This window comes from Pseudomonas sp. MC6, assembly GCF_054790575.1.
Window position 1 is genome coordinate 4,373,039 of the sequence record NZ_CP186504.1, and the last position, 26,218, is coordinate 4,399,256.

Annotated in this window: 26 protein-coding genes; 11 read left to right on the forward strand and 15 right to left on the reverse strand. The window is 59.5% G+C overall.

Annotated features, from left to right (window positions below; all coding sequences use genetic code 11):
* Positions 1-144: 144 nt before the first annotated feature.
* A complete protein-coding gene (locus ACOYXE_RS19570; protein WP_077570711.1) occupies positions 145-450 on the reverse strand; it encodes a PsiF family protein in 306 nt (101 codons plus the stop codon).
* A gap of 63 nt (positions 451-513) precedes the next feature.
* Positions 514-1,308 carry an AraC family transcriptional regulator gene (locus ACOYXE_RS19575; RefSeq protein WP_405122409.1) on the reverse strand — a complete coding sequence of 265 codons (795 nt, stop codon included), beginning with the start codon at positions 1,306-1,308 and terminating at the stop codon, positions 514-516.
* A 95-nt stretch (positions 1,309-1,403) separates the two neighbouring features.
* On the opposite strand from ACOYXE_RS19575, the gene ACOYXE_RS19580 reads away from it, so the two are divergent.
* Entirely contained in the window at positions 1,404-2,291 is an 888-nt protein-coding gene (locus tag ACOYXE_RS19580) for a DMT family transporter (RefSeq protein ID WP_460926467.1), read from the forward strand.
* A 109-nt stretch (positions 2,292-2,400) separates the two neighbouring features.
* Here the strand turns inward: ACOYXE_RS19580 and ACOYXE_RS19585 are convergent, their stop codons facing one another.
* The 3 genes from ACOYXE_RS19585 to ACOYXE_RS19595 all read right to left on the reverse strand — a co-directional run bounded on the left by ACOYXE_RS19585 (position 2,401) and on the right by ACOYXE_RS19595 (position 4,315).
* Positions 2,401-3,279: an alpha/beta fold hydrolase gene (locus ACOYXE_RS19585; RefSeq protein WP_460926468.1), complete on the reverse strand. Its 879-nt coding sequence runs from the start codon at positions 3,277-3,279 to the stop codon at positions 2,401-2,403.
* Between the two features lie 91 nt (positions 3,280-3,370).
* Positions 3,371-3,676: a DMT family transporter gene (locus ACOYXE_RS19590; protein ID WP_007950617.1), complete on the reverse strand. Its 306-nt coding sequence runs from the start codon at positions 3,674-3,676 to the stop codon at positions 3,371-3,373.
* Positions 3,677-4,315 (reverse strand): FMN-dependent NADH-azoreductase, encoded by a 639-nt coding sequence (locus ACOYXE_RS19595; RefSeq protein WP_460926469.1) that lies wholly within the window; start codon positions 4,313-4,315, stop codon positions 3,677-3,679.
* 108 nt (positions 4,316-4,423) lie between these two features.
* Between ACOYXE_RS19595 and ACOYXE_RS19600 the strand changes: the two genes are divergently transcribed.
* Entirely contained in the window at positions 4,424-5,371 is a 948-nt protein-coding gene (locus ACOYXE_RS19600; RefSeq protein ID WP_174244428.1) for a LysR substrate-binding domain-containing protein, read from the forward strand.
* 98 nt (positions 5,372-5,469) lie between these two features.
* On the forward strand, positions 5,470-6,003 hold the full coding sequence (locus ACOYXE_RS19605; RefSeq protein WP_093430205.1) for a ferritin-like domain-containing protein: 534 nt from the start codon (positions 5,470-5,472) through the stop codon (positions 6,001-6,003).
* Positions 6,004-6,102: 99 nt separating this feature from the next.
* Here ACOYXE_RS19605 and ACOYXE_RS19610 read toward each other — a convergent pair whose 3' ends face one another.
* Positions 6,103-8,178, reverse strand: a complete 2,076-nt coding sequence (locus ACOYXE_RS19610; protein ID WP_460926470.1) for an AsmA family protein — start codon at positions 8,176-8,178, stop codon at positions 6,103-6,105.
* Between the two features lie 385 nt (positions 8,179-8,563).
* Here ACOYXE_RS19610 and ACOYXE_RS19615 point away from each other — a divergent pair, with 385 nt between their 5' ends.
* From ACOYXE_RS19615 to ACOYXE_RS19645, 7 genes are all read left to right on the forward strand, one after another.
* Positions 8,564-9,031 carry a hypothetical protein gene (locus ACOYXE_RS19615; RefSeq protein ID WP_160055399.1) on the forward strand — a complete coding sequence of 156 codons (468 nt, stop codon included), beginning with the start codon at positions 8,564-8,566 and terminating at the stop codon, positions 9,029-9,031.
* 155 nt (positions 9,032-9,186) lie between these two features.
* The gene (locus ACOYXE_RS19620; protein ID WP_077570695.1) at positions 9,187-9,819 is read left to right on the forward strand and encodes a TetR family transcriptional regulator; all 633 of its coding nucleotides are present in this window, start codon (positions 9,187-9,189) and stop codon (positions 9,817-9,819) included.
* 300 nt (positions 9,820-10,119) lie between these two features.
* Positions 10,120-10,620 carry an urease accessory protein UreE gene (ureE, locus tag ACOYXE_RS19625; protein ID WP_160055397.1) on the forward strand — a complete coding sequence of 167 codons (501 nt, stop codon included), beginning with the start codon at positions 10,120-10,122 and terminating at the stop codon, positions 10,618-10,620.
* The gene (locus tag ACOYXE_RS19630) at positions 10,617-11,291 is read left to right on the forward strand and encodes an urease accessory protein UreF (RefSeq protein ID WP_460926471.1); all 675 of its coding nucleotides are present in this window, start codon (positions 10,617-10,619) and stop codon (positions 11,289-11,291) included. The genes ureE and ACOYXE_RS19630 overlap by 4 nt, the downstream gene beginning before the upstream one ends.
* A gap of 11 nt (positions 11,292-11,302) precedes the next feature.
* Positions 11,303-11,917, forward strand: a complete 615-nt coding sequence (gene ureG, locus ACOYXE_RS19635; RefSeq protein ID WP_007915910.1) for an urease accessory protein UreG — start codon at positions 11,303-11,305, stop codon at positions 11,915-11,917.
* Between the two features lie 27 nt (positions 11,918-11,944).
* Positions 11,945-12,517: a HupE/UreJ family protein gene (locus ACOYXE_RS19640; RefSeq protein ID WP_460926473.1), complete on the forward strand. Its 573-nt coding sequence runs from the start codon at positions 11,945-11,947 to the stop codon at positions 12,515-12,517.
* Between the two features lie 181 nt (positions 12,518-12,698).
* Complete coding sequence (locus ACOYXE_RS19645) at positions 12,699-13,832, forward strand: AGE family epimerase/isomerase (RefSeq protein WP_160055391.1); 1,134 nt, start codon at positions 12,699-12,701, stop codon at positions 13,830-13,832.
* A 110-nt stretch (positions 13,833-13,942) separates the two neighbouring features.
* Here ACOYXE_RS19645 and ACOYXE_RS19650 read toward each other — a convergent pair whose 3' ends face one another.
* The 9 genes from ACOYXE_RS19650 to amaB all read right to left on the reverse strand — a co-directional run bounded on the left by ACOYXE_RS19650 (position 13,943) and on the right by amaB (position 25,034).
* Positions 13,943-14,848, reverse strand: coding sequence for a cation diffusion facilitator family transporter (locus ACOYXE_RS19650; RefSeq protein ID WP_160055389.1), 906 nt, complete (start codon positions 14,846-14,848; stop codon positions 13,943-13,945).
* Positions 14,849-15,023: 175 nt separating this feature from the next.
* Complete coding sequence (locus tag ACOYXE_RS19655) at positions 15,024-15,788, reverse strand: SDR family oxidoreductase (protein ID WP_007915905.1); 765 nt, start codon at positions 15,786-15,788, stop codon at positions 15,024-15,026.
* Between the two features lie 839 nt (positions 15,789-16,627).
* Positions 16,628-17,344, reverse strand: a complete 717-nt coding sequence (locus ACOYXE_RS19660) for an ABC transporter ATP-binding protein (RefSeq protein WP_038360430.1) — start codon at positions 17,342-17,344, stop codon at positions 16,628-16,630.
* Positions 17,341-18,213 (reverse strand): ABC transporter ATP-binding protein, encoded by an 873-nt coding sequence (locus tag ACOYXE_RS19665; protein ID WP_077570679.1) that lies wholly within the window; start codon positions 18,211-18,213, stop codon positions 17,341-17,343. Before ACOYXE_RS19665 ends, ACOYXE_RS19660 begins: the two co-directional genes overlap by 4 nt.
* A complete protein-coding gene (gene livM, locus ACOYXE_RS19670; RefSeq protein WP_095047315.1) occupies positions 18,210-19,511 on the reverse strand; it encodes a high-affinity branched-chain amino acid ABC transporter permease LivM in 1,302 nt (433 codons plus the stop codon). The genes ACOYXE_RS19665 and livM overlap by 4 nt, the downstream gene beginning before the upstream one ends.
* 3 nt (positions 19,512-19,514) lie before the next feature.
* Positions 19,515-20,429 carry an ABC transporter permease subunit gene (locus ACOYXE_RS19675; protein WP_095121858.1) on the reverse strand — a complete coding sequence of 305 codons (915 nt, stop codon included), beginning with the start codon at positions 20,427-20,429 and terminating at the stop codon, positions 19,515-19,517.
* 238 nt (positions 20,430-20,667) lie between these two features.
* On the reverse strand, positions 20,668-21,801 hold the full coding sequence (locus tag ACOYXE_RS19680) for an ABC transporter substrate-binding protein (RefSeq protein ID WP_038360427.1): 1,134 nt from the start codon (positions 21,799-21,801) through the stop codon (positions 20,668-20,670).
* 368 nt (positions 21,802-22,169) lie between these two features.
* A complete protein-coding gene (amaA, locus tag ACOYXE_RS19685) occupies positions 22,170-23,453 on the reverse strand; it encodes an L-pipecolate oxidase (RefSeq protein ID WP_160055385.1) in 1,284 nt (427 codons plus the stop codon).
* Between the two features lie 90 nt (positions 23,454-23,543).
* A complete protein-coding gene (gene amaB / locus ACOYXE_RS19690; protein ID WP_273915995.1) occupies positions 23,544-25,034 on the reverse strand; it encodes an L-piperidine-6-carboxylate dehydrogenase in 1,491 nt (496 codons plus the stop codon).
* Positions 25,035-25,197: 163 nt separating this feature from the next.
* Here amaB and ACOYXE_RS19695 point away from each other — a divergent pair, with 163 nt between their 5' ends.
* Positions 25,198-26,100: a LysR family transcriptional regulator gene (locus tag ACOYXE_RS19695; RefSeq protein WP_127925629.1), complete on the forward strand. Its 903-nt coding sequence runs from the start codon at positions 25,198-25,200 to the stop codon at positions 26,098-26,100.
* Positions 26,101-26,218: the final 118 nt, after the last annotated feature.

Below are 26,218 nucleotides of genomic sequence, written 5' to 3' on the forward strand. Positions count from 1 at the left end.
TGTATTGAATTCAGAATCGGCCGGATAGTTCAGGTCGATGGATATCTGAAAACACCGCGGTCAGTCCCCTCCCCCTCTGGGAGAGGGTTAGGGTGAGGGCAAATCTCAAGCGAACGCCTAAACCAGTCACCCCACAGAACCAGGTTATTTTTTCTTCAGGCAATCACTCATGAACGTCTTGCGCGCATCACCGGTCAGGGCTTTGGTGGCGGCATCGGCGTTGCAGGTCTTCATTTTCTGCTGCTGCGGGGTCAGGGCCTTGGCATCGTTGGCCGCTGGCGCTGCCTTGAGGCAGGTGCTCATGAAGGTTTTGCGCTCATCGCCTTTCAGACTCTTGGCGGTCGCATCGGCATTGCAGGTGGTCATCTTGTTCTGTTGCGCCGTGGCGGCGAAACCCTGGGAACACAGGAGCAAACCAATCATCAACAACGGCACACGCAACATCTTCATGGAGTTTTCTCCTTGGCGCCGCACCGAGGGGGGCGGCCTCTGCTGGAGTGTAGCCAAATCCTGTTACACCTTCCTCCCTTCCAGATGGCTGCGGCGATACTGCTCCGGCGTACACCCCGCCTGCCGGGCGAACATGGCGATGAATGCCGAGCCGCTGCTGTAACCGAGATCGAAAGCGATTTCCTGCACACTGCGTGAAGTCTCCAATGCCTCGATGGCAGCGAGGTAACGCAGGCGCTGACGCCACTCGCCGAAACTCATCCCCAGTTCACGCACAAATTGCCGCGCCAGCGTGCGCTCACTGACATGCACCTGCAGCGCCCAATGTCCCAACGGCTGATTGTTGCCCGGTTCCGCCTGCAAGGTTTCGAGGATTGCCAGCAACCCCGGACTGCTCGCGTACGGCAGATAACACTCATGCACCGGTGCCTGCTGCAATTGATCGACCAGCACCTGCGCCAGACGCTGATCGGCATCCCGTTCGGGAATCTTCACGTCGCGGGCGGCGAAGTCTTTGAGAATCGCCTTGAGGATGTCGCTGATCGCCAGGGTGCAGGCGCGTTTCGGCAGTTCGGCGCAGACCTTGGGATCAAGACACACCGCGCGATAGTTGACCGGCTGATGACTGTAAAAGCTGTGCTCGACCTGCGGTGGCACCCACACCGCGTACTGCGGCGGCGACATGAAACGGCTGCCGTCGACGTCCATATGCAGCACGCCATGAGCGGCGTACTCCAGCGTGCCCCACGGATGCCGATGCGGCGCAGCGTATTCATGGGCGTTGAAGTCGGCGTAGCGGAAGTACACCGCCGATGGCAGTTCGCTGAAATCCAGCAGATCGATGTGTTTGCTGTTCATGCTGTCCGGTTGCAGAGGCAGGTTGTCCGGTTCGCAGTATAGGCTTGGATCCAGACAAGGGATAATTGCCTTCATCAACGTACTGGTTTCGACTCATGCAATACGCGTTTCCGCTGCTGGCGATTTTTATCTGGGCCGGCAATACCGTGATCAACAAACTGGCGGTCGGGGCAATTTTTCCCGCCGAGATCGGTTTCTATCGCTGGCTGCTCGCCGGTTTGCTGTTCACCCCATTCATGCTCAAAGCGGTGATCGCGCACTGGCCGCAGATCCGCCCGAACCTGGGCAAGATTTTCATTCTCGGCGTACTCGGCATGGCGGTGTATCAGAGCCTCGCCTATTTCGCTGCGACGCTGACCACGGCGACCAACATGGGCATCATCCTGTCGCTGATGCCGTTGATGTCGCTGGCCATGGCGATCATCAGCCTTGGACAGCGCCTGACTACCGGTGCGTTGGTCGGTGCCGTGTTGTCGTTTGCCGGTGTGCTGGTGGTGGTGTCGTCCGGCAGCCTCGGCGCGTTGCTGCAGCACGGCGTGAACATGGGTGATGCGATGATGTTGATCGCCACACTGGCCTATGCGATCTACAGCACCTTGCTGAAAAAATGGCAGCTGCGCCTGCCGCCGCTGGTGTTGCTGTATTTGCAGGTGCTGGTGGCGATTGTCGTGTTGTTTCCGTTGTATGCCGCTTCGCCGAAGACCGGTTTGACTCTGCAGAACATTCCGCTGGTGCTGTATGCGTGCCTGTTGGCATCGATGCTCGCGCCGCTGGCGTGGATGCAGGCAGTGCAGCGTCTGGGGCCGAGCCGCACGACGTTGTTCTTTAACTTGCTGCCGTTGATTACCGCGCTGATCGCGGCGGTGGTGTTGAAGGAGCAGTTGGCGATGTATCACCTGGTGGGTGGGTTGTTGACGTTGGCCGGGGTGATTCTTTCCGAGCGTTGGACAACCGTGTTAGGCCGCCGGATCAGCGTTGCCTGATAGAAAAGATCGCAGCCTGCGGCAGCTCCTACATGAGTTCGGGGCGTTCACAAAATTTGTGTTCGACACCGAACCTGTAGGAGCTGCCGAAGGCTGCGATCTTTTGATCCTAAACGCCTGCAGCCTCAAGCCGCGCCGCATGCTCGACAAACAGCCGCACCGGATCCGCTCCTTTACCGACCAGCCCCAGCGACTGATTGACGATGTCGAAGTGATCCAGCGGATAGTCATCGCCAATCACCGTGCCCAGATGCGAGCTATACCGCCCGACCATCCCATCGCACTGCCCCGGCTCACGGACAAAGGTTTTCGCAAACAAGCGACAGCTGCGATTGGTACCGTCAAACAGATTACCGCCACGATCGGTCTTGCCCGGCTGCAACGTCCCCGACCACGAGTAATAACGCACGCCGTTAACCTCTTCCGGCCCATGCCCGCCCCACGTTTCAGGCAGGCCCCGCGGATAACGTTGATTGAACAGCGCCACGCCCTCAGTGGTCAGCGATTGGTGCGAGGCGTGGATATCCACCGGCAATTTCGGCCCGCGATAACCGGTTTCCAGTAGCGCCATCAGCCAGCCGACAAACCGTAGCAACGCCTCAAGCAGTCGGCCCTTGGCGCTGTCGGCCGGATAATTTTTTTCCAGATAATCCGCCAGTTCCGAACCATGATTCGGCCCGGCCACCGATGTCACCGAGGCCACCAGATCCGGCCGTTTCGCCGCGGCATACCGTGCCGTCAGCGAGCCCTGACTGTGGCCGAACAGGTTGACCTTTTGCGCCCCTGTCTCACGCAAGATCTCATCGATCCGCGCGAGCAACTGCTCGCCACGCACCTCAGTCGAATGCAGCGGCGACACCTGCACCGCAATCACCGTCGCACCACCACGGCGCAATGCCTTGATGATGCCGTACCAGTACGGATAGAGCACCAGCCGGATAAACCCGAGCATTCCGGGCACCAGCACCAATGGATAACGCGTCGACATGGGCAAACATCCTTGTGGTCGGTGAGTGGATGCAAGGCGTGCAAAACGCCCGCCAAGCATCCTCCCTGATGATGACAACTCAACCACCAGCCTACTTCAGGCCCACGACTCCCGCCACAATAAGCCCGACTGACAGCAGTTTGACCAGGGTCAGGCTCTCGCCGAGCAACGCAAACCCGAGGAACACCGTGCCCAGTGAGCCAATCGCCGTCCAGATCGGATAGGCGATGCTGACCGGCAACTCGCGCATCGCCAACGTGAGGAAGTAGATCCCGCCAACCGCCGCAACCACCGTAATCAACGAAGGCCAGAGCCGGGTGAAGCCTTCGGCGTACTTCATGCCCATAGCGAAGGTCACTTCAAACCCGGCGGCGATCAGCAGGAACAGCCAGGCCACCTAGAACTCCCGGGCAAGGTTGAGCAAACGCTGCTCCGCCTCGGCCACCGATACCGCGAAGGTGCGCTCGGCGGACTCTTCGCCCTCGGCCGCAACCACGCTGACGTCGTTGATGCCGACGAACCCCAGCGCCGTGCGCAGCCATGGATCGGCGTGATTCAAGGCCTCCAGCTCACCACCCGGACCAAAACCGAAACCGCCGCGACTGGTGACGATCAAGGCTTTCTTGCCCTGCAACAAAGGCGTGTACTGGGCGACACCGTTGTCCAGCGTGTGATCGAAGGTCAGACCCAGGCGCACGATCTGATCTACCCAGGCCTTGAGGCCGCTGGGTACGCTGAAGTTGTACATCGGCGTGGAAATCAGCAGCAGGTCGTGGTCGAACAACTCGCCGACCAGTTGATCGCTCAGGGCCAGATCGGCCTGCATCGACAGTGGCCGTGCATCAGGCTCGGGATAAAACGCGGCAGCGACAAAGGCTTCGTTTACCGCCGGAATCATGGCCCGCCCGACCTCGCGGCGGGTCACTTGCGCCTGTGGATGACGCACCTGCCAGGCACTGAGAAAGCTTTCCGCCAGCCGCCGCGAGTGCGAACGGTCGCCACGGGGGCTGGCATGGACCGCAAGAATTTTGCTCATCTGAAACTCCTTGAGACTAGACTTTGGTTGCTGTGTCGTCGCAGATTGCAGGCGACACGCCTAAGCCTCAAATGAGCAAAAGTCAGTCTGGATGAATTGATTTCATCCATGGAGATATCAATGTTTGCCTCGCTGCCACTCACCGCCCTGCGCGCCTTTGAATCGGCATCACGGTTGCTGAGTTTCAAGGCTGCCGCCGAAGAACTGTCGGTCACGCCGACAGCGATTTCGCACCAGATTCGTTCGCTGGAAGACTGGCTCGGCGTCGCGCTGTTCGAGCGCCTGCCGCGTCAGGTGCGTCTGACCGAGGGCGGCGAGCGCCTATTTCGCAGCTTGCATGGCGCGCTGCTGGAGGTGGCGCAAAGCGTCGATACCCTGCGCCCGCAGCGCAACGCCAGCACACTGACGCTCTCGACGACCGCGGCATTTGCGGCGCTGTGGCTGGTGCCGCGCCTCGGGCGGTTTTATGCGCAGCATCCGAACATCAACGTGCGCCTCGATACCCATTGCGAGGTCATCGATCTGCATCAGGACGCCAGTGTCGATCTGGTTCTGCGTTATAGCCTCGACGAATACCCGAACCTCTATGGTCTGTGCCTGTTCGATGAATCATTCGGCGTATACGGCTCGCCCGAGCAAGTAGCGCTGGCCGCGCGGCGCACACCGACGTTGATCAGCGTGCGCTGGCACAACTCCAAGCTTTACGCCCATGGCTGGGAAGCGTGGTGCACGAAGGCTGGCGAAAACTGGTTGAACCAGCAGCCAGCCATCCGCGAATACGATGAAGAGCACTACGCCCTGCAAGCGGCGATCGCCGGGCAAGGGCTGGTACTGGCGAGCAATATTCTGGTGTCGGAGAGCGTTGCCAGTGGCTTGCTGGTGCCGTTCATGGGTCAGGTTCAAGTTGATGGCGCCGGGTACAGCGCGTTGTGTGTACCGGGGCGCGAGCGGCATCCGCCGGTGCGGGCGTTTTTTGCCTGGTTGCGCGAGGAAGCAGTTTTGTCCGGGCTGGCGCCAAGATCGCAGCCTTCGGCAGCTCCTACTGGGGTTGCGTAAACCGATAAAACTTTTTGCAACGCTCACGACTCACAGCTTAGGTAGCGACCGCGTCCGCAGAACGTGGCGACAATCGGATTAGCCTCCAGGAGATCGAAATGAGCGACGACCTGCATCTGTCAGATGTTCAAACCTTGCGCGAACGTGCGCGCCAACACGTCGAGAACGGCGCCGTCACCGAGGGCTACAGCGCCGACCGTGAAGAGGTGCTGCGCTTGCTCAATGAATCGCTGGCCACCGAACTGGTCTGCGTGTTGCGCTACAAGCGCCACTACTTCATGGCCAATGGTGTGAAAGCCCATGTGGCCGCCGAAGAGTTTCTCGAACACGCCACCCAGGAAGCCCAGCACGCTGACCGTCTGGCCGAGCGCATTGTGCAATTGGGTGGCGAGCCCGAGTTCAACCCCGACATGCTGTCGAAGATGTCCCACGCGCAATACGTGGCCGGCAACACCCTCAAAGAGATGGTCTACGAAGACCTCGTTGCCGAGCGGATCGCCATCGACAGCTATCGCGAAATCATCCAGTACATCGGCGAAAAAGACCCGACTACGCGGCGTATCTTCGAAGATATCCTGGCGCAGGAAGAAGAGCATGCCGATGACATGGCTGACATCCTGAACGACCTGTAACCCTTCAAAACCGCCTTCGCGAGCAGGCTCGCTCCCACATTGGAATGCATTTCAAAGTGGGAGCGAGCCTGCTCGCGAAGGGGCCCTTTTGGGCACCGACTATTTAGTGGGTTTGACGGTAACCGGCGCCTTGCCCGCCTTCATCTGCTCCAACAACGGCGCACACTGATTCGGCTCACCGCCACTCGGTGCCACCAGCGCCAACAGCCCCGCCGCCGGCGCAGCGATCACACCCAGCGCAACCATCCCCGCCCCGCGCAACATCAGCGGCACGGCCTTCACGCCGGCATCCGGCTTGATGAATTTGCCGCGTACATACAGCGGCGAACGCAAGGAAATCAACCGCCAGCCCTTGGATTCCGGGGTCACCGTCAGGTCGAGTTGCTCGGTGGCCATGTTCGCCGTGCCGTCGATATAGATGATCGCGTTCTCGGTATCGAAGACAAACAGCTGCGTGGTCGCCAGACCGGTCTTGATGTCGAAGTCTGCCGCTGCGCAGTTGATCTTCACTTCCTTGTCGCCAAAGATCTTGCCGACCACATAGTTGCCGACGTTGAGCCCGGCCAGTTCCATCAGCTCACGGCTGATCGCGCCGTCGTTGATCAGCATCTTCAATTTGCCGTTGGCGCCGCCCAGCAACTTGGCCACCGAGTTGCCGCGCCCCGTGATATCAGCGTCGCCATTGAGCTCACCGAAACTGGTCTTCATCGGTTCAAAGGTCGGGAACAATTCCTTGAGCTTGAAGCGGCGCGCCGTCAGTTTCGCCCGGCCTTCCAACGGCTCGGTGCGACCATTGAGGCGGATTTGCGCATCAAGATTGCCGCCTGCTACACCAAAGCGCAGCGGCTCCAGGCTCAGCTCGCCGTCGTTGAGTTTCAGGTGGGTATAAAGATCGTTGAACGGCAGTTTCTCGCTGTGGACGATGCGCTTGCCGGTGAACTCGACGTCAGCGTCCATCGCGCGCCAGCGATCAGTCTTGAACTCTTCGACCGGCAGCACTTTATCCGCCGGTTGTTTGCTCTCGCCGCCGCGAGCCTTTTGCTTGTCATTGGAGTCGGCGCCGATCAGTGGCGCGAGGTCGGCGAACAGCAGTTGATTGGAGAGCAACGCGCCGCTGAGCTTTGGCCGTGGCTGGCTGGCGACGTAGGTCAGGTCGCCATGAATGTCACTGCTGCCGATCTTGCCGTTGAACTGCTCATAAGTGAATTTCGCCCCGGCCTCATCGTGCAGCTTGGCAATCAAATGGCCGTCGGTGGCGTACGGCGGTGTGTCCGGCAGGGTCACGCCGGTCAGCGGATAAAGATTGCCGAGGCTGGCGCCGGCCAGTTTCAGCCGCAGATCGAGGGCGCCGAGATTCAGCGGATCAGTCAGCGTGCCGGCCAGTTCGATGCTGGTGTCGCCGATCTTCGCCTGGGCCTGCAACGGGAACGGCTTGCTCGCGTCCTGCAAGGCGAGCAACCCGCCGATCTTGCCTTGGCCTGTGAGGTTCTGGCCGTGGTATTGGCCTTTGACCTTCAAGGCAAACGCATAATCCTGCGGTGAGCCGCCCTTGTCCTGCGCGGTTTTCGCCGCTTTGGCACCGACGATATCGCTATAGGGAATCGGCTTGCCCAGCGGATCGATCAGCACATCGAGATTGGTCTTAAGGGTCTGGTCGTCAAGGGTAACGTGGCCCTTGTCGAAACCGATGGCGCCGATGTCGACCACCCAATTCGACGGCTCAGCGTTCGGATCCTTCGGATCGAACTTGAACGTCCAGTTAGCGCGGCCGTCGGCCAGACGCTGCAACTCGGCGTTCGGTTCGGTCAGGTCAATGCGCGGAATCACCACGCGTTGCGCCAGCAATGCCAGCGGCGAGATACGCAGCTCAACGCGTTTGAGCGTGACCATCTGCGGCTTCTTCGACCAGTCCGGGTTACCCAGGCTCAAATCCTCGGCAACCACGTGCGGCCATGGCACCCAGGCGCGCCAGCCGCCCTCGTCCGGCTCGCGCTGCCAGATCACCGCGAGGTTGCCATTGATGGCAAACGGTCGGTGCAGTTCTTCCGAGACTTTGGCGTTGAGCGGCGGTTTGATCCGGTTCCAGTCGAAGAACACGATGATCAACACCAGCACGGCCAGTAGCAGCACGAGGATGGCGAAAGTCCAGCTGAAGATTTTTCCAGTGCGCGTCATGCACAAAGCTCCTGATCACGACCGCACGCAAAGACTGCGGCGCACGGCTGAAACGGCGGGCCAAAGCGGCCCTCATGAAATCTACGACTGGCAAACCAGCCGCAGGTTTAATCGAAAGATCGATTAAGGCGCAAAAAGTCGCGCGAATTCTGACCGATCAGTCGAACAGTGTTACCGCGTCCCGCACTTTTGCGAGGCGCGAGTGAGTCGGAAATACCCACCCCGGTGCAAAACCGTCGCCCGCAAAGCCGCGATCTAGAGCCTTCCGGCAGAACAATCAATTCTGTTGATTATTACCATTGCGTTTATGAACTTTTATATCGACTTATCGAGAGTAGCATTGCCCTCGTACCCACTTTATCGCCCTCCCAAGGAGCAACCCATCATGAAACGCCAATTACTGCTCAGCCTTACCCTGTCGATGCTAGCCAGCACTGCTTTCGCCCTGCCCGCTGCCGACCAAGCTACTCCGCAAGTGAAATCCAGCCACTCAGTGTTCAGCCAAACCGTAGCCGCTGATGGTGGTGACCGCACTCCACAAGGTCAGACCCTGGCTGAAGGCGGCCGTGATCGTCTGGAAGAGAAAGGTCTGGTTCAGGACGGCTACGACAAGACTCCACAAGGTCAGACTCTGGCTTCCGACGGTAGCGATCGCACTCCACAAGGCCAGACCTTGGCATCTGACGGCACCGAACGCACTCCACAAGGCCAGACCCTGGCGTCCGATGGTAGCGACCGTACCCCACAAGGCCAAACCCTGGCTTCTGATGGCAGCGACCGCACTCCACAAGGTCAAACCCTTGCCGAAGGTGGTGGTGACCGTGTGATCGAACGCAACAGCAAATTGAGCTAAGCCCATGGCGGCCTCGAAAAAAAGCCCAATCCCCGGATTGGGCTTTTGACTTTTCCGGACCGATAAAATCCTTCGCTGCATGCCCTCCCGTTCGACGCCGACAAAGCCGATTTGCTAGAGTGCGGCGCTTGTCCTGCCAAAGAACACACTCTGCGATGCTGCCCCGCGCCGAACAGAAACAACAGACCCGCAACGCCTTGATGGACGCTGCCCGCCACCTCATGGAAAGCGGCCGAGGATTCGGCAGCCTGAGCCTGCGCGAAGTGACGAAAACTGCCGGGATCGTGCCCACCGGTTTCTACCGGCATTTCGCCGATATGGACGAACTGGGCCTGGTGCTGGTCAGCGAAGTCGGCCAGACCTTCCGCGAAACCATCCGCTTGGTACGGCACAACGAATTCGTCATGGGCGGCATTATTGATGCCTCGGTGCGGATCTTCCTCGACGTGGTCAGCGCCAATCGCTCGCAATTCCTGTTTCTCGCCCGTGAGCAATATGGCGGCTCGCTGCCGGTGCGTCAGGCGATCGGCCGGTTGCGCGAGAACATCAGTTCCGACCTGGCGGCTGACCTGACGATGATGCCCAAGCTTCAGCATCTGGACGCCGAGGGCCTGAGCGTAATGGCAGATCTGATCGTCAAATCGGTGTTTGCCACCCTCCCCGACATCATCGACCCGCCCGCCGAAGCCCTGCCGGAGCATCTCACGCCACAGGCGAAGATCACCCAGCAACTGCGCTTTATCTTTATTGGCCTCAAGCACTGGCAGGGCCTAGGCAGTACCGAGTAACAACCTCTTCCTTACTGATACATCCGGTCCCCTGTAGGAGTGAGCCTGCTCGCGATAGCGGTTTATCAGCTACATATTTGCTGACTGACACACCGCTATCGCGAGCAGGCTCACTCCTACAAAGGTGCGCCGTCACGGCCTCTATTTGGTGCATAAAAAAATCTTCACGCACCAAAACATTCCATATTCCCGCAACATCTTGAAACATCCACTACGCTCCGACAGGGATTTCCTACATCTCGTCCAATTGGCAAGGCCCTTGCTCTAGCCAGAGTAATGTCCATAGCTGGAAGCTTTCCGATGCTGGTGATTCACCGCAGAATCGACCCTCAACCCGTCTGGGCCGCCGAGTTGCACCTGACCTTCGAAGCGCGGAGCAAAAGCCGTTTGCGCTGTTTCAGTGCCGAGAGCGAAGACGTCGGGTTGTTTTTGGAGCGCGGTCAGCCGCCGCTGTATGACGGCGAATGCCTGCAGGCCGAAGACGGCCGCATCGTCCGCGTCTGCGCCCGCCCCGAGCAGCTGCTGCACGTCACCTGCGCCAATGCCTTCGAACTGACCCGCGCGGCTTATCACCTGGGTAATCGTCACGTTGCCTTGCAGGTAGGCGATGGATGGCTGCGTCTGCTCGACGATTACGTCCTCAAAGCGATGCTCGAACAGCTTGGCGCACAGGTGGAAGCCATTGAAGCGCCGTTCCAGCCGGAACACGGCGCCTACGGCGGCGGCCATCATCATTCACGCCACGGCGACGAAGACTTCAACTACGCGCCGAAACTCCATCAGTTCGGCGTCCGCCTGTGAATCCGGCCTGGGCGCTGTTGCGCCTGGCCAGTCCGCAATTGCCGATTGGCGGCTACAGCTATTCGCAAGGCCTGGAAATGGCGGTAGATAACGGCCGGGTGAAAAACCCGGACGACGCCCGCCGCTGGATCAGCGATCAGTTGCTGCTGAATCTGTCGCGCTTTGAAGCGCCGCTGTTGCTTGCCCATTGCCAAGCGGCGGCGGATGAAAACTGGAGCGAGTTGCTGATCCGCTGTGAAAGCCACCGCGCCAGCCGCGAGACTCGCGAGTTGCATCTGGAAAGTCGGCAGATGGGCTATTCGTTGCAGCAACTGCTCAACGGTTTGCCGGAACTCGACGCCTGTGCTCGTGACTTTCTCGATCAATGCACCGAACCGCATCTGGCCTTGTGCTGGGCGCTGGCCGCACGCGCGTGGGGCATCAGCCCGCAGGACGCGCTCGCCGCGTGGCTGTGGAGCTGGCTGGAAAACCAGCTCGCCGTGCTGATGAAAACCCTGCCGCTCGGCCAGCAAGCCGCCCAGCGCCTGACCAGCGAATTGCTGCCGTTACTGCAACAGGCGCAGCAGGACGCGAGCCGAATCAATCCCGAACACATCGGCAGCGCCGCGTTCGGCCTGTCCCTGGCGTGCATGGCCCACGAGCGCCAGTACAGCCGCCTCTTTCGCTCCTAGGAGAAACATTCATGAACACACAACCTCTGCGCGTCGGCATCGGCGGCCCGGTCGGTTCCGGCAAAACCGCATTGACCCTGGCCCTGTGTCTGGCCCTGCGCGAGCGCTACAACCTCGCCGTGGTCACCAACGATATCTACACCCGCGAAGACGCCGATTTCCTGGTGCGCAACGAAGCCCTCGCCCCCGAGCGGATCATCGGCGTGGAAACCGGTGGCTGCCCGCACACGGCGATCCGCGAAGACGCCTCGATCAACCTTGAAGCGGTGGATCAACTGAACCGCCGTTTTCCGGGACTGGACCTGATTCTGGTGGAGTCCGGCGGTGACAACCTCTCGGCGACCTTCAGCCCGGAACTGTCCGACCTGACCATCTACGTAATCGACGTCTCAGCGGGCGACAAATTGCCGCGCAAGGGCGGCCCGGGGATCTGCAAATCCGACCTGCTGGTGATCAACAAGATCGACCTCGCGCCGCTGGTGGGCGCCTCGCTGGAGATGATGGACAGCGACACCAAACGCATGCGCAACGGCAAGCCGTTCGTGTTCAGCAACCAGAAAACCGGTCAGGGCCTTGAACAAATCATCGCCTTCATCGAACGCCAGGGCCTGCTGACCGCAGCCTGATTCACTGATCAACAAGGAAGCTTATTCATGACACTCAAACGTATTCTTGGCGCTGTGGCGCTGCTGCTGACTCCGGCATTGGCCTTCGCTCATCCGGGGCATGGCGACAGCGGTTTGATTGCTGGCATCAGCCACCCGATCGGTGGCCTCGACCATTTGCTGGCAATGGTGGCTGTTGGCTTGTGGGCCGCGCAGCAGCAAGGCGCGGCGCGTTGGGCGCTGCCTTGCACGTTTGTCGGCACCATGTTGATTGGCGGCATGCTCGGTTTTGAAGGGCTGGAATTGCCGGCGCTGGAAAGCGGGATTGCCGCGTCTGTGCTGGCGTTGGGTCTGGCGGTGGCGCTGGCGGTGCGTCCGCCGTTGGCGATGGCGGTGGTGGCGACGGCGGCGTTTGCGTTGTTCCACGGTGTGGCGCATGGCTTGGAGCTACCGGACATGAGCAGTCCTTGGGCGTATGCAGCTGGTTTCGTGGCTGCGACAGCAGCGCTGCATGCGGCGGGTTATGCCGTGGTGCGTTTCCTGCCTCAGGCGGCGGCACCGTTGGTGCGGTTGGCCGGAGCAGCTTCGGCAGTGACCGGTGCCTGGTTGCTGACCGGCTGATTTCTATCGCCTGAACTGCCACTTTCGCGAGCAGGCTCGCTCCCACAGGTTTTGTGTACGCTGCAAATCCACTGTGGGAGCGAGCCTGCTCGCGAAGGCGGTCTGACAGACACCACATCGCTCAGGCCGGTCTCTCTGCTACCATGTCGCGCAATCGCCCCAGCCGTGACGACGTCCGCCCATGCCCCACGCTTCCCGCTCCACCGCCCTGCCCGAATTGACCGCCCTGTTTGATGATGTGCAACAGCACTTCGTCGACGTGATCGTGCCGCTCTGGCAAGGCCCGGGCTGGAACGCCGACATGGCGCTGCCCTTTGAGGCGCTGGACGCCACGCATCAGCCGCTGCCACCGCAGCGCTATCGGGCGATGGCCTGTGCGCGGCAGCTGTATCTGTTTTCCAGTCTGATCGGGGTTGTGGATAACGCTGAAGTCCGCGCCGCGGCGCTTTTCCGCTCGCTGCAACGGTACTTTCATGATGCCGAGCATGGCGGCTGGTTCTACAGCATCGATGCACAAGGCAAGCCGCTGGATCAGCGCAAGGACCTCTACACCCACGCCTTTATCCTGTTTGCCTGCGCGCATTACTGGGCAAAGTCCGGCGATTCGCTGGTCGAGTCGACGCTGAATGCGGCGCTGGAAATCATTGGCCGGCGCTTTGCCACCGGCGATGGTTTGTACGAAGCGTGCCTGGAGCGCGACTGGATCACCCTGCAAACCGGTCCGCTGCAAAACCCGTTGATGCATCTGGCCGAAGCGTTCCTCGCCACCCTGGCGGTTCGCGAAGATGCCCAGACGCAGCAGGCATTGCTGGAGTTATGCACAGCCATGCACAAGCAGTTCGTCGACCCGCAAGATGGCGTGTTGATGGAAAAGCCGCTCGGCGCTGTGGATAACTGGTATGAGCCGGGGCATCAGTTCGAATGGTATTTCCTGCTGGAATCGTCAGCGTTGCTGCGCGGTTCGAAACTGCATGCGGCGCTGGATCGGGCGTTTGCCTTCACCGAGCAATACGGTGTGGTGCAGTCATCCGGCGCGGTGCGGGCGATGCTCGATCTGGAAACGAATGGACGCCCGCGCGACTCGACTCAGCGGATCTGGGCGCAGGCGGAATATCTGCGCGCGCTGACCTTGCGTCAGGGCAGTGAAGCGGTGGTACTGCGCCAGTTGCAGGCGTTGCAGCAGCGGTTTCTGCATGCGGGTGGCTGGCATGAGTGCCGGGATGAATTGGGCGAGGTGAGTCGCAAGGACATGCCTTCTACTACGCCGTATCACTTGGCGACTTGTTACCACGGTCTGGCTGAATATCTTCGCTGATGGATAAATAGCTATCGCGAGCAGGCTCACTCCTACAGGGGGAACGCATTCCAAATGTAGGAGTGAGCCTGCTCCGGGCGGCGATCCGACGATTAGCCGTTACGCGGTCGCTAGGCGATCCACTTCTTGTCCCCGGTAAAGCTGATCGTCAACCAGCGCGCCGCATCCGGCTTGCCCAGCTTCGCCGAAATCTTTTCGCGTAACGCATCCAGCTGCCCGACATTGCTCAGCGCATAATCCGCCGGCAACACCACATGAATCTCGATAAACCGTGCCCGCCCGTGCTTCTGCACGTACGACACGTAATCATCGAAACCATGCTCGGTTTTTGCCGCGTCCATTACCTGTCGCACCTGATCATCCAGCGTGTCCGGGGCGATCCCCAAGACATCGCGCAGCGCCGGCCCAAGGATCTTGAACGCCGGCGGCAGCATGGTCAGCGCCAGCACGATCAGGATCAACGGGTCGACATACACCGCCCACTGACCATAACCCTGGGACTTGAGCAGCAGCGCCGCGAGGAAACTGATCAACAGGCCCACGGACAGCATCGCGTCCACCAGCCAACTGATGTTGTCGAACTGGATCAGGCTGGATTTGAGCCTGCGATTGCGCTGCCGGACGTAGAAGAAGTAGGCGAATTCGACCACGGTAAACACCGCGGCATAAATGATCACCAGCCCCAACTCGATGTCGCGGCCACCGTTGATGATGCCGAACACGCCGTTGAGAAACGCGTAGATCGCGATCAGCATCAGGAAGCTGCCCTCAATCAGCAGCACCATCGGTTCCAGATGCCAGAAACCGAACTGGAAGCGGTGGTTGCTTTGCTTGGCGATCAGCTTGGCAGTGATCAGCATCAGGACTTTGATGAACGTTGCGATCAGCGAGAAAAAACCATCGAACAGGATGGATTGCGAACCTGAAACAAAACCGGTGACGATCCCGGCAATCGCCACCGCCAACATCAGAATGGTCGATTGTTTGAGCAGTGCCTGCTCACCTCGGTTACTCACTTTGACTCCTCGAAAAACCTTGAAAACCGCGGGGTGCGGTCGGGTTGTTACGAGGGGAGTTTACCTTATCGCCGTGTTTTGGCCGATTTGCCGCCTTCGCGAGCAGGCTCGCTCCCACATTGCAATGCATTCCAATGTGGGAGCGAGCCTGCTCGCGAATGGCTTCCGCGCGGTCTTAAGCCTTGTTCCGCTCGATGGCAAAACCCGCCCAGGTCTGACTCACCGGCATCAATTCCAGGCTGTTGATGTTGATATGCGCCGGCGCATTCATCACCCAGAAAATCGTCTCGGCGATGTCCTGCGGCTGGATCGGCTCGGCACCGGCGTAAGTCGCGTTGTAACGCTCCTGATCGCCAGCGAAACGCACCAGCGAGAACTCGCTTTCGCACAGCCCCGGCTCAATATTGCTGACCCGCACACCGGTACCCTGCAAGTCGCAACGCAGGTTCAGCGAGAACTGTTTAACGAACGCCTTGGTCGCGCCATACACGTGGCTGCCCGGGTACGGATAATTGCCGGCAATGGAGCCAAGGTTGACGATGCCAGCGCCACGACCATGGGCGATCAGGCGCGGCAGCAGCAGGCGGGTTGCGTACATCAGGCCTTTGACGTTGGTGTCGACCATGGTGTCCCAATCGTCCAGATCGCACTTCGGTGCCGGGTCCACGCCCAATGCCAGACCGGCGTTGTTGATCAGGCCGCGCAGCTTGGCGAACGATGGCGGCAGATTGGCAATCGCCTCTTCCATCGCTTTGCGATCACGCACATCGAGCACCAGGCCATGCACTTCTGTCTGCTTCGACAATTCAGCACACAACGCATTGAGGCGTTCTTCACGACGACCGGTCAGCACCAGTTTCCAGCCTGCCTCGGCAAAACGGCGGGCACAGGCTTCACCAAATCCGGAAGTTGCGCCGGTGATAAACAGGGTGTTGGACATCGTGTTCTCCTTGCTTCGGCCGCCGGGGCAGCCCTTGGAATAGAAAATCAGCAGGCAGCATGCCCGCCCGCGCATTCACGGGCAACACCCACAAGCTGTACAAAAAACGACCAACCGCACCAACACCATAGCCACCGTGGCCTGTAGCCATGTGCACGCATGTTATCCACAGTCCCTTCCACAGTTTCCGGGGGCAAGTGCAAACGCGCAAAGCCGCGCCACACAAGGCTTTGCGGGGGAAATAGAAAGTTTTTTGCTTGACCCTGAAGTGGCGGATGTGCGGGAGATGGCATTCTGCACGACTGGTCAGTCAGCACAGTGATTGCGCGAGGCCAGTAATTACGGCCCTCAGCGCAGTCTTTCCAGAGTTTAATCACAGACTTATCCACAGGCTTGTCAACCGGTAATCGCTGCTACTGGCGCCTCTATAAAAAGGTTGACAACGAAGACTTCAACCCCCGCAAAAACGACTGACCAAAAAACAACCACACGCTTGCAGGCCACGGTTTACGTGGCGCGCAGCCAGATACACCCACGTTATTCACAGCCAGCTCCACAGTAACCGGGCACAAGTCAAAACTGTGGAAAAACAGCCATTTGCAGCGTCTATATGTCGCGCTTTGGCAGCTTGGGGAATTTGTTTTCCACAATTCTGAAATCCGGCGCAGATCAACTGTAGGAGTGAGCCTGCTCGCGATAGCGGTATATCAGTCACCGGTGATGGCGAATGGGAAACCGCGATCGCGAGCAGGCTCACTCCTACAGGGGTTTGCGGTGAATTTAGGATATAAAAAAGCCCCGGGACTTGCGTCGCCGGGGCTGTGCATAACGTCGAGGAATCAGTGCCCGCCCAGATAGGCGTTACGCACCTCCTCATTCACCAGCAACTCTTTACCCGTGCCCGTCAGGCGAATCTCGCCGTTGACCATCACATACGCCCGGTCAGACAGCTTCAGCGCATGGTTGGCGTTCTGCTCGACCAGGAAGATGGTCATGCCGGTTTTCGCCAATTCCCGCAGGGTCGCGAAAATCTGCTTCACCACAATCGGCGCCAACCCCAGGCTCGGCTCATCGAGCAGCAACAACTTTGGTCGGCTCATCAACGCCCGGGCAATGGCGAGCATTTGCTGTTCACCACCAGACATGGTCATCGCCCGTTGGTTACGTCGCTCTTCCAGCCGTGGAAACAACGTAAACATACGCTGCATGTCCTCTTTGGCGTACTTGTCGCCAATCGGGATCGTGCCCATCAGCAGGTTTTCCTCGACGGTCATGTCGGGGAATACCCGCCGCCCTTCCGGCGACTGCGCAATGCCGTTGGAGGCGATGTAGTGCGAAGACTTGTGGGTAATGTCGACGCCTTGATAGAGAATCTGCCCGCTCGCCGCCCGTGGCTGACCGAAGATCGACATCAGCAACGTTGATTTACCGGCACCGTTGGAGCCGATCAGGCTGACGGTTTCCCCTTCGTTGATCTGCAGTGAAACACCTTTGAGCGCCTGGATCGGGCCATAAAAGACATCGAGATCTTTGAGTTCGAGGATCGGTTGGGTCATACCAGCTCCTCTTCGTCGGCGCCCAGGTAGGCGGCAATCACTTTCGGGTCGTTGCGAATGGCTTCAGGCCCGCCTTCGGCGATGACGATGCCGTGGTCCAGCACCACGATGTGGTCGGAAATGCTCATAACCATGCCCATGTCGTGTTCGATCAGCACCACGGTCAGATCGTGCTCGTCGCGCAGCAGCCGGATCATCGCGCTGAGCGCTTCGGTTTCCTGAGGGTTGAGGCCGGCGGCCGGTTCGTCGAGGCAGATGATCTGCGGCCGCGTGCACATGGCCCGGGCGATCTCCAGACGGCGTTGCTGGCCGTACGAGAGCTCACCGGCGAGACGGTTGGCGCAGTCGACCAGATCGACCACCTCCAGCCAGTAGAACGCCACGTCCAGCGCGTCGCTCTCCGCCTTGCGGTAGCCCTTGGTGTTGAGAATACCGGCGAGCATGTTGCGGTTGACCCACATGTGCTGGGCCACCAACAGGTTTTCCAGCACCGACATTTCCTTGAACAGGCGAATGTTCTGGAATGTCCGCGCCAGGCCAGCACGGTTTACCAGGTGCGTGCCGCCGAACATCTTGTAGTACATGCGGCTGAGGAAAGATTTCGGTGAGACAAAATCCGTCGGCTTGAACGACTCGCCCAGCAACTGGATGACGTTGGTCTGCTGGCCGCGTACGTTGAGTTCGATCTTGCCGCCGGAAGCCTTGTAGAACCCGGTCAGGCAGTTGAACACCGTGGTCTTGCCGGCGCCGTTGGGGCCGATCAAGGCGAAGATCGAGTTGCGTTTGACCTTCAGGCTGACATCACTCAAGGCCTTGATGCCACCGAAATGCATCATCAGTTTTTCAACAGAGAGTACGACTTCACTCATGGCGCAGTCCTCTCATAGTGAATGGCACCTTTGCGTGGAGTGACCCCGGTACGGCTGATGCGAATCAGCCCGCGTGGTCGCCAGATCATCATCAACACCATCAGGATGCCGAACAGCAGCACGCGATATTCGGCGAAGCCGCGCAGCAATTCCGGGGCGACGGTCAACACAAACGCGGCGATTACCACACCGATGGTCGAGCCCATGCCGCCGAGGACGACGATGGCGAGGATCAGCGCCGATTCGAAGAAGGTGAACGAGGTCGGGTTGACGAAGCCTTGGTAGGTGGCGAAGAACACCCCGGCCAGACCTGCGGTCGACGCACCGATGGTGAACGCCGAGAGCTTGACCAGCACGTGGTTGAGGCCCATCGAGCGGCAGGCGATTTCATCTTCACGCAGAGCTTCCCAAGCGCGGCCGACCGGCATCTTCACCAGACGATGCTTGATGTACAGCACGGCCAGCACCACGAGGAAAAGTACCGCGTAGATGAAGTAGTACTTCACGTCCGGGTTGTAGGCGATGCCGAAAAACTCGTGAAACGGCACCCCGCCATCCTTCGCCCGTTTGCCGAACTCCAGACCGAAGAACGTCGGCAGTGGCGCCGGCATGCCGTTCGGGCCGCCGGTCAGCGACAACCAGTTGTTGAGGACCAGGCGAATGATTTCACCAAAGCCCAGAGTCACGATTGCCAGATAGTCGCCGTGCAGACGCAACACCGGGAAGCCGAGGATGCAGCCGGCCAGCCCAGCGGTGATCGCCGCCAGCGGCAACACCGTCCAGAAACCCAGACCGAGATACTGATAACCGAGCGCCAGACCGTAGGCACCGATGGCGTAGAACGCCACATAACCAAGGTCGAGCAGACCGGCCAGACCGACCACAATGTTCAGCCCCAGCCCCAGCAGCACATAGATCAACCCGAGGATGACCACGCCCAGCAGATAGGAGTTGGAGACAAACGGCACGATGACGGCCAGCACAATCAGCAGCGGGATGATCCAGCGCAGCGAGGATTTGTGATCGGCAGGCAGCACGTGCACACCAGAGCCGGTGCTCTCGAATCCGTCGAGAATTTTCAGGCCCTTGGGCGTTTGCAGGAACAGGCTGAGGGCAAAGCGGCCAATCATGACAATGCCGATGATCCAGGCCACACGGGTCGGCTCGAGGTTGAAGCTGTAACCCTCGAGCACCACGCCGACAATCGGGCCGAAAACGATCAGGGCAATCAGGCCGGCAAGAATCGCCTCAACCAGGCTTTTTTTGATATCGATGGATTTTTGAGTGGTTGAAGACATCGCTTACACCTTCGACACAAGAGGACGGCCCAACAGGCCCTGCGGCCGGAAGACCAGAACAAGTACGAGCAGCGAGAAGCTGAACACGTCTTTGTAGTCGGAGTTGACCAGACCGGAGAACAGCGACTCGGAAATGCCGAGGATGATCCCGCCGAGCATTGCTCCGGGCAGTGAACCGATCCCGCCTAGCACCGCCGCGGTGAACGCCTTGATGCCGATAATGAAGCCGGCATAGAAGTCGAAAGTGCCGTAGTTCATGGTGATCAGCACGCCGGCCAGCGCCGCCATGGCTGCACCGATGATGAACACATAGGAAATGACCCGATCGGTATTGATGCCGAGGATCGAAGCCATCTTGCGGTCTTGCTGGGTCGCACGGCACATGCGTCCGAGCTTGGTGTACTTGATGATGTAGGTCAGCAGGCCCATGCCGACGAATGCGGCCACCAGAATGAAGACTTTGGTGTAGGTCAGTTGCACGAAGCCCGTGCCGATGTCGACGCGCCACGCACCGCTCAGCAGGGTTGGCACGCCCTGTTGTTTGGCGCCTTGTGCGATCTGTGCGTAGTTTTGCAGGATCAGGGAAATACCGATGGCGCTGATCAGCGGTGCCAGTCGGGTGGAGTTGCGCAGGGGTTTGTAGGCGACTCGTTCAATGACCCAGCCATACACCGCCGTGACGACGATGGTGAAGATCAGTGTGCCGAGCATCAGCAGCGGGAAAGATTCGATACCGAAGTAAGCCAGCAGAGCCAGACTGATTGCCGCCAGATAAGCAGAAATCATGTAAACCTCGCCGTGGGCGAAGTTGATCATGCCGATGATGCCGTAGACCATTGTGTAGCCGATGGCGATCAGGCCATAGACCGACCCGAGGGTCAGGCCGTTGACCAGTTGCTGCAGGAAAATACCATCCATAACGCAATCTCACGCAGTGAGAACCTGCACACCGGTGGTGTGCGGCTCTTCTAGGAAAAATACAGATTTACGTCGGAGCAATGTCAGAGCGCGATTTACCAGTTACCACCGCTCCTGTAGGAGTGAGCCTGCTCGCGATAGCGGTTTAACATTCAACACATGTGTTGCCTGTAACTCCGTCATCGCGAGCAGGCTCACTCCTACAAAGGGATCGTGGGTTAACTGATCGCGTCAGCCCTTACTTCTGTTTTTCCAGCTGGTGATATTTGCCGTCCTTGTCCCACTGGTAAACCACGTAGTCGGAGACTTTCAGGTCGCCCTTGGAATCCCAGGTTTTTTCGCCCATCACGGTTTTCACCGGATTTTTCTTCAGCCAGGCCGCAGCCTCTTCGCCCTTGTTGGACTTCGCGCCATTGAACGCGGCAGCCAAGGTCTGCACCGAAGCGTAGGCGTACAGGGTGTAGCCCTCAGGCTCGGTACCGGCCTTGCGGAATGCGTCCACTACGGTCTTGCTCTCAGGCAACAGACGCGGGTCGGCGCCGAAGGTCATCAGCACGCCATCGGTGAATTGCGGGCCACCGGCGGTGGTCACCAGTTCGTCAGTCACGATGCCGTCATCGGACATGAACTTGACGTCTTTCAGGCCTTGTTCACGCAGTTGGCGAACCAGCGGGCCGGCCTCCGGGTGCAGACCGCCGAAGTAGACGACGTCGGCGCCGGCGCCACGGATCTTGGTGACGATGGTGCTAAAGTCTTTTTCGCCACGGGTCAGGCCTTCGTACAACACAGGCGTCACGCCGCGCTTGACCAGTTGCGCCTTGGTGGCATCCGCCAGGCCTTGGCCGTAGGTGTCCTTGTCGTGCAGCACGACGACTTTCTTGCCCTTGAGCACGTCGACGATGTAGTCACCAGCCACAATGCCTTGCTGGTCGTCACGCCCGCACATACGGAACATGGCGCTGAGACCGCGCTCGGTGACTTGCGGGTTGGTCGAACCCGGGGTGATCGCGATGATCCCGGCTTCGTCGTAGATTTCCGACGCTGGAATGGTCGAAGAGGAGCAGAAGTGACCGACCACGCCGGCGACTTTCTGGTTGGTGAGGTCCTTGGCGACCGTCACGGCCTGTTTCGGCTCGCAGGCGTCATCGCCCTTGACCAGTACGATTTTTTCCCCGTTGACACCGCCAGCCGCGTTCACCGCGTCAGCCGCTGCCTGTGCACCCTTCATGTACTGCTCGCCAAATGCCGCGTTGGCGCCAGTCATTGGACCCGCTACACCGATTTTCACATCAGCTTGAGCAAACGCAGAAACACCCAACGCAGTAGCCACTGCGAGGGCCAGAAAGCCTTTCTTGTAAAACGTCTGGGACATGAGGTGGTGCTCCAAGGTTTTTTTTAGTTGGCACTGCGACTTCACTTCACTGAATGCTCAGAGCAAGGGCCGTGCCATCGGTTTTTTATTCTTCAAAAAGTCGCTGCTTTCTTGTTATTTCGACTGTTTCGTTCCCATTTTCATTGGGCGTGCAACCGTCTAAACCGCGGAAGGTGAAACCAATTATTTTTTCCGGCGCAACCCGCACGCGCCATCATTGCAACCGCGGCGCCAAACGACGTGCAACCAGCCTGTAACAGCCCGCGTCACCGAACTGCACACTGCTGGTGCGGGACTGCTACAACCCGCACCATTACAGGCTAGTCGCTGCATCGAAAAGCGCCGCTTCCGGCAACATATTTCAACACTCAAATCACGATGCGCAGGCACTGGCCCGCGTGATACAGCGAGAACCCGGCCTCATACAAACAACTGCGCAAGCCCACACCCGCCAAGGGCTGCATCGGTGCAAAGGGAATCGGCAAAGCTTGAGGGTCGCCGTGACACAAGTAATCGGCGAAGGCTTTGCCGACCACGGTGCCAGTCGTGACGCCCCGGCCGTTATAACCGGTGACGGCCACCAGTCCCGGCGCCGGTTCGAACAGGCGCATGAGGTGATCGGGGGTGAATGCGATGCGCCCGGTCCAGGTGCACTCCCATTCGACCGGCTTCAGATTGGGGAAATAGTGCTGCTGCACGCGATCGGCCCAGGCCTTGAGAAACCACGTCGGTTTCTGATTGCCGTTGCCCAGGCTACCCAGCAATAACCGCCCTTCTTTGTCGCGGCGGATGCTGCTCAGGACCTGACGCGTATCCCACGAGCCCTGCCCGCCCGGGAGGATTTCCTGCGCGGCGTCTTCGGTGAGCGGCACCGAGGCGACCTGATAGTAGTAACCGGGAAAGAAGTTGCGCTTGAGTTCGGTCCAGTCGCCTTCGGTGTAGGCGTTGGAAGCGATCACCACTTGCTCGGCCAGTACCGAACCATGCTCGGTCTGCACTGACCAGTTCGCGCCCTGACGCTCAAGGCGAGTGACCGGCGAATGATCGAACATTTGCCCACCGAGATCTTTCACCGCGTTGGCCAGCCCGGTGACGTAAGCCATCGGATTGAGCGTGCCAGCGCGACCGTCGAGCAACGCAGCGGCGATTTTTTGCGTGCCGGTGGCCTGTTCGCATGCCTTGCCGGTGAGCAATTCTACCGGCGCACCTCGGCGTTTCCATTGCTGTTCACGACTGCGCAGATCCGCCTCACCCTTGGCGTTGTGCGCCATGTGCAACGTGCCTTCGCGGCGCAACTGGCAATCGATGTTGTATTTATCCACAAGGCTGAACACCAGCGCCGGCGCGGCCCCGAGCATACGATTGAGCTGACTGCCCACCGCTTCGCCGAAACCGGCTTCGATCTCGTCCGGCGGGATCCACATGCCGGCGTTGACCAGCCCGACGTTGCGGCCGGAACCGCCATGACCGGCGCGATGAGCTTCCAGCACGCAGACGCTTTTGCCTTTTTCCAACAGATGCAGCGCCGCCGACAATCCGGTGAACCCGGCGCCGATCACGCAGACATCGACTTTGACTTCGCCTTTGAGCGCGGTGTTATCCGGCCTTTGCGGCGTGAGCTTTTCCCACAGACACTCTTCGCGTAACGGCATTGCCAAGCTCCTGTCGGAGCAGCTGCAAGCTTTAAGCTACAAGCAGCAAGCCGATCTGCTTGTAGCTTGGGGCTTGAGGCTCGCTGCTGCTTAATCGAATGTGATGCCCTGCGCCAGCGGCAACTCCAGCGAATAATTCACGGTGTTGGTCTGACGGCGCATGTATGCGCGCCATGCATCCGAGCCGGACTCACGCCCGCCACCGGTTTCTTTCTCGCCACCAAACGCGCCGCCAATTTCCGCACCGCTCGGGCCGATGTTGACATTGGCGATGCCGCAGTCGCTGCCAACCGCCGACATGAACTGCTCGGCCTCGCGCACATCGGTGGTGAAGATGCACGACGACAAACCTTGTGGCACCGCGTTGTTCAAGCGCAGCGCTTCCTGGAAATCGCTGTAACCGACCACATACAGAATCGGTGCGAAGGTTTCGCTGCAGACCACATCACTTTGCTCCGGCATTTCAACGATGGCCGGCGAAACGTAATAGGCATTGGGGAATTGGTCTTCGAGCTGACGCTTGCCACCGAACACCCGACCACCCTCGCTCAACGCCTGCTCCAGCGCGTCCTGCATATTTTCGAAGCTGTGCTTGTCGATCAGCGGACCGACTAGATTGCCTTCCAGCGGATTGCCGATGCGCACTTTCGAGTAGGCGGCCTTGAGACGGGTGACGATTTCTTCCTTCACCGACTCATGGGCAATCAGTCGACGCAGGGTGGTGCAACGCTGCCCGGCAGTACCGACGGCGCTGAACAGAATCGCACGTACCGCCATGTCCAGATCGGCGCTTGGGCCGAGGATCATCGCGTTGTTACCGCCCAGCTCGAGGATGCTGCGGGCAAAACGTGCGGCGACTTTCGGCGCCACTTCGCGGCCCATGCGTGTGCTGCCGGTGGCGCTGATCAGGGCAACACGCGGGTCATCGACCAGCGCTTCGCCGGCGTCGCGGCCACCAATAATCACTTGGCAAAGGTTCGCCGGGGCATCGGTGAAGTTCTTCACCACGCGGTCGAATAGTGCCTGACAGGCCAGTGCGGTCAGCGGGGTTTTCTCCGACGGTTTCCACACCACCGGGTTGCCGCAGACCAGCGCCAGCGTGGTATTCCACGCCCACACCGCAACCGGGAAGTTGAACGCGCTGATCACCCCGACCACGCCCAGCGGATGCCAGGTTTCACGCATGTGGTGGCCTGGGCGCTCGGAGGCGATGGTCAAACCGTACAACTGACGGGACAGGCCGACGGCGAAATCGCAGATGTCGATCATCTCCTGCACTTCACCCAGACCTTCCTGAGTAATCTTGCCCGCCTCCCAGGAAACCAGTTCGCCGAGGTCGGTTTTGTATTCGCGCAACACCTCACCAAACTGACGCACCAGCTCACCGCGACGCGGGGCCGGCACCTTGCGCCATTGCTCGAACGCATGATCTGCGCGACTGATGTGCTGCTCGACTTCGGCCGGGCCTTCCCAGTTGACCGCAGCGATACGGCTGCCGTCGATCGGCGAATGCACCGGCACTTTGCCGTTCTGATAAAGGGCCGGGTTCACACCTAGACGATCAAGCAATGCGGCAACCATGGGTCACTCCTCAAGCAAAAAACTGAATGTGTGCGGACGCTTTTTCGCGACCGGGCAGGCCTTTAGTTGTAGCGTCACAATGGCGAGTCAACAAACGACCTTTACGCGAGATATCATTCCGTTTATTCATGCTCGGCATAGAAAGACAAGAAAAGGATCAGCCATGCTGAACAAACGCCACTTGCCGTCGATCACCGCCCTGCAGTGTTTCGAGGCCGTGACCCGGCACTTGAGTTTCACCCGCGCCGCCGAGGAACTGAACCTGACCCAGAGTGCGGTGAGCAAACAGGTCGCACAGCTTGAAGAGCTGCTGCAGCACCTGTTGTTCCGCCGCGTGCGTCGGCGTTTGCAGATGACCCCGGCCGGGGATTTGTACTTGGTTGAAGTACGAAAAATCCTCACCCAAGTGGAAATGTCGACGCATTACCTGCGCTCCTACGGCGGCGAAACAGAAGTCCTGCGCGTGTCTACGCCATCGACATTCGGCGCACGCTGGCTGGTGCCGCGCCTGAAAGGCTGGCGTCTGCGCCATCCGTCGATTCACCTGGATCTGTGCAATGAACAGGAAGCAGATGATCTGCTGCAAGGGCGCAGCGACCTGGCGTTCTATTTCGGTCAGGGCTCACGGCCAGGGACTGAATGCCTGAAACTGTTCGGCGAAGAACTTGTGCCGGTCTGCGCGCCGGGCAGCCTGCCGGACACACCATTTACTGACCCGACACAACTCACCGATCTGGTCCTGCTGCAAAATGCCTCGCGCCCGCAAGCCTGGCACGACTGGTTCGACAGTCAGGGTTACCAGACCGAACACAGCTACCATGGGCCGCGCTTCGAAACCTTTTATATGTGCATTCGCGCCGCGCAGGTTGGCTGTGGTGTGGCGTTGTTACCGCGTTTTCTAGTGGAAGAGGAATTGGCTGACGGCAAACTGGTCATTCCGTTTGAGCATGCCATGCCCAGCACTGATGCCTATTACCTGGCGTACCCGGAGCATGCGGCGGAAGTGCCCAAGGTGCGGGATTTTGTGAAGTGGATGCTCGAACAGATCGACAGCCCGGAAATTTGACTCGATTGAAAAATGTGGGAGCGAGCCTGCTCGCGAAGAGACCGGCATATTCAGTATCAATGTTGACCGAAATGACGCCTTCGCGAGCAGGCTCGCTCCCACCAGGGTTCTGCGGTGA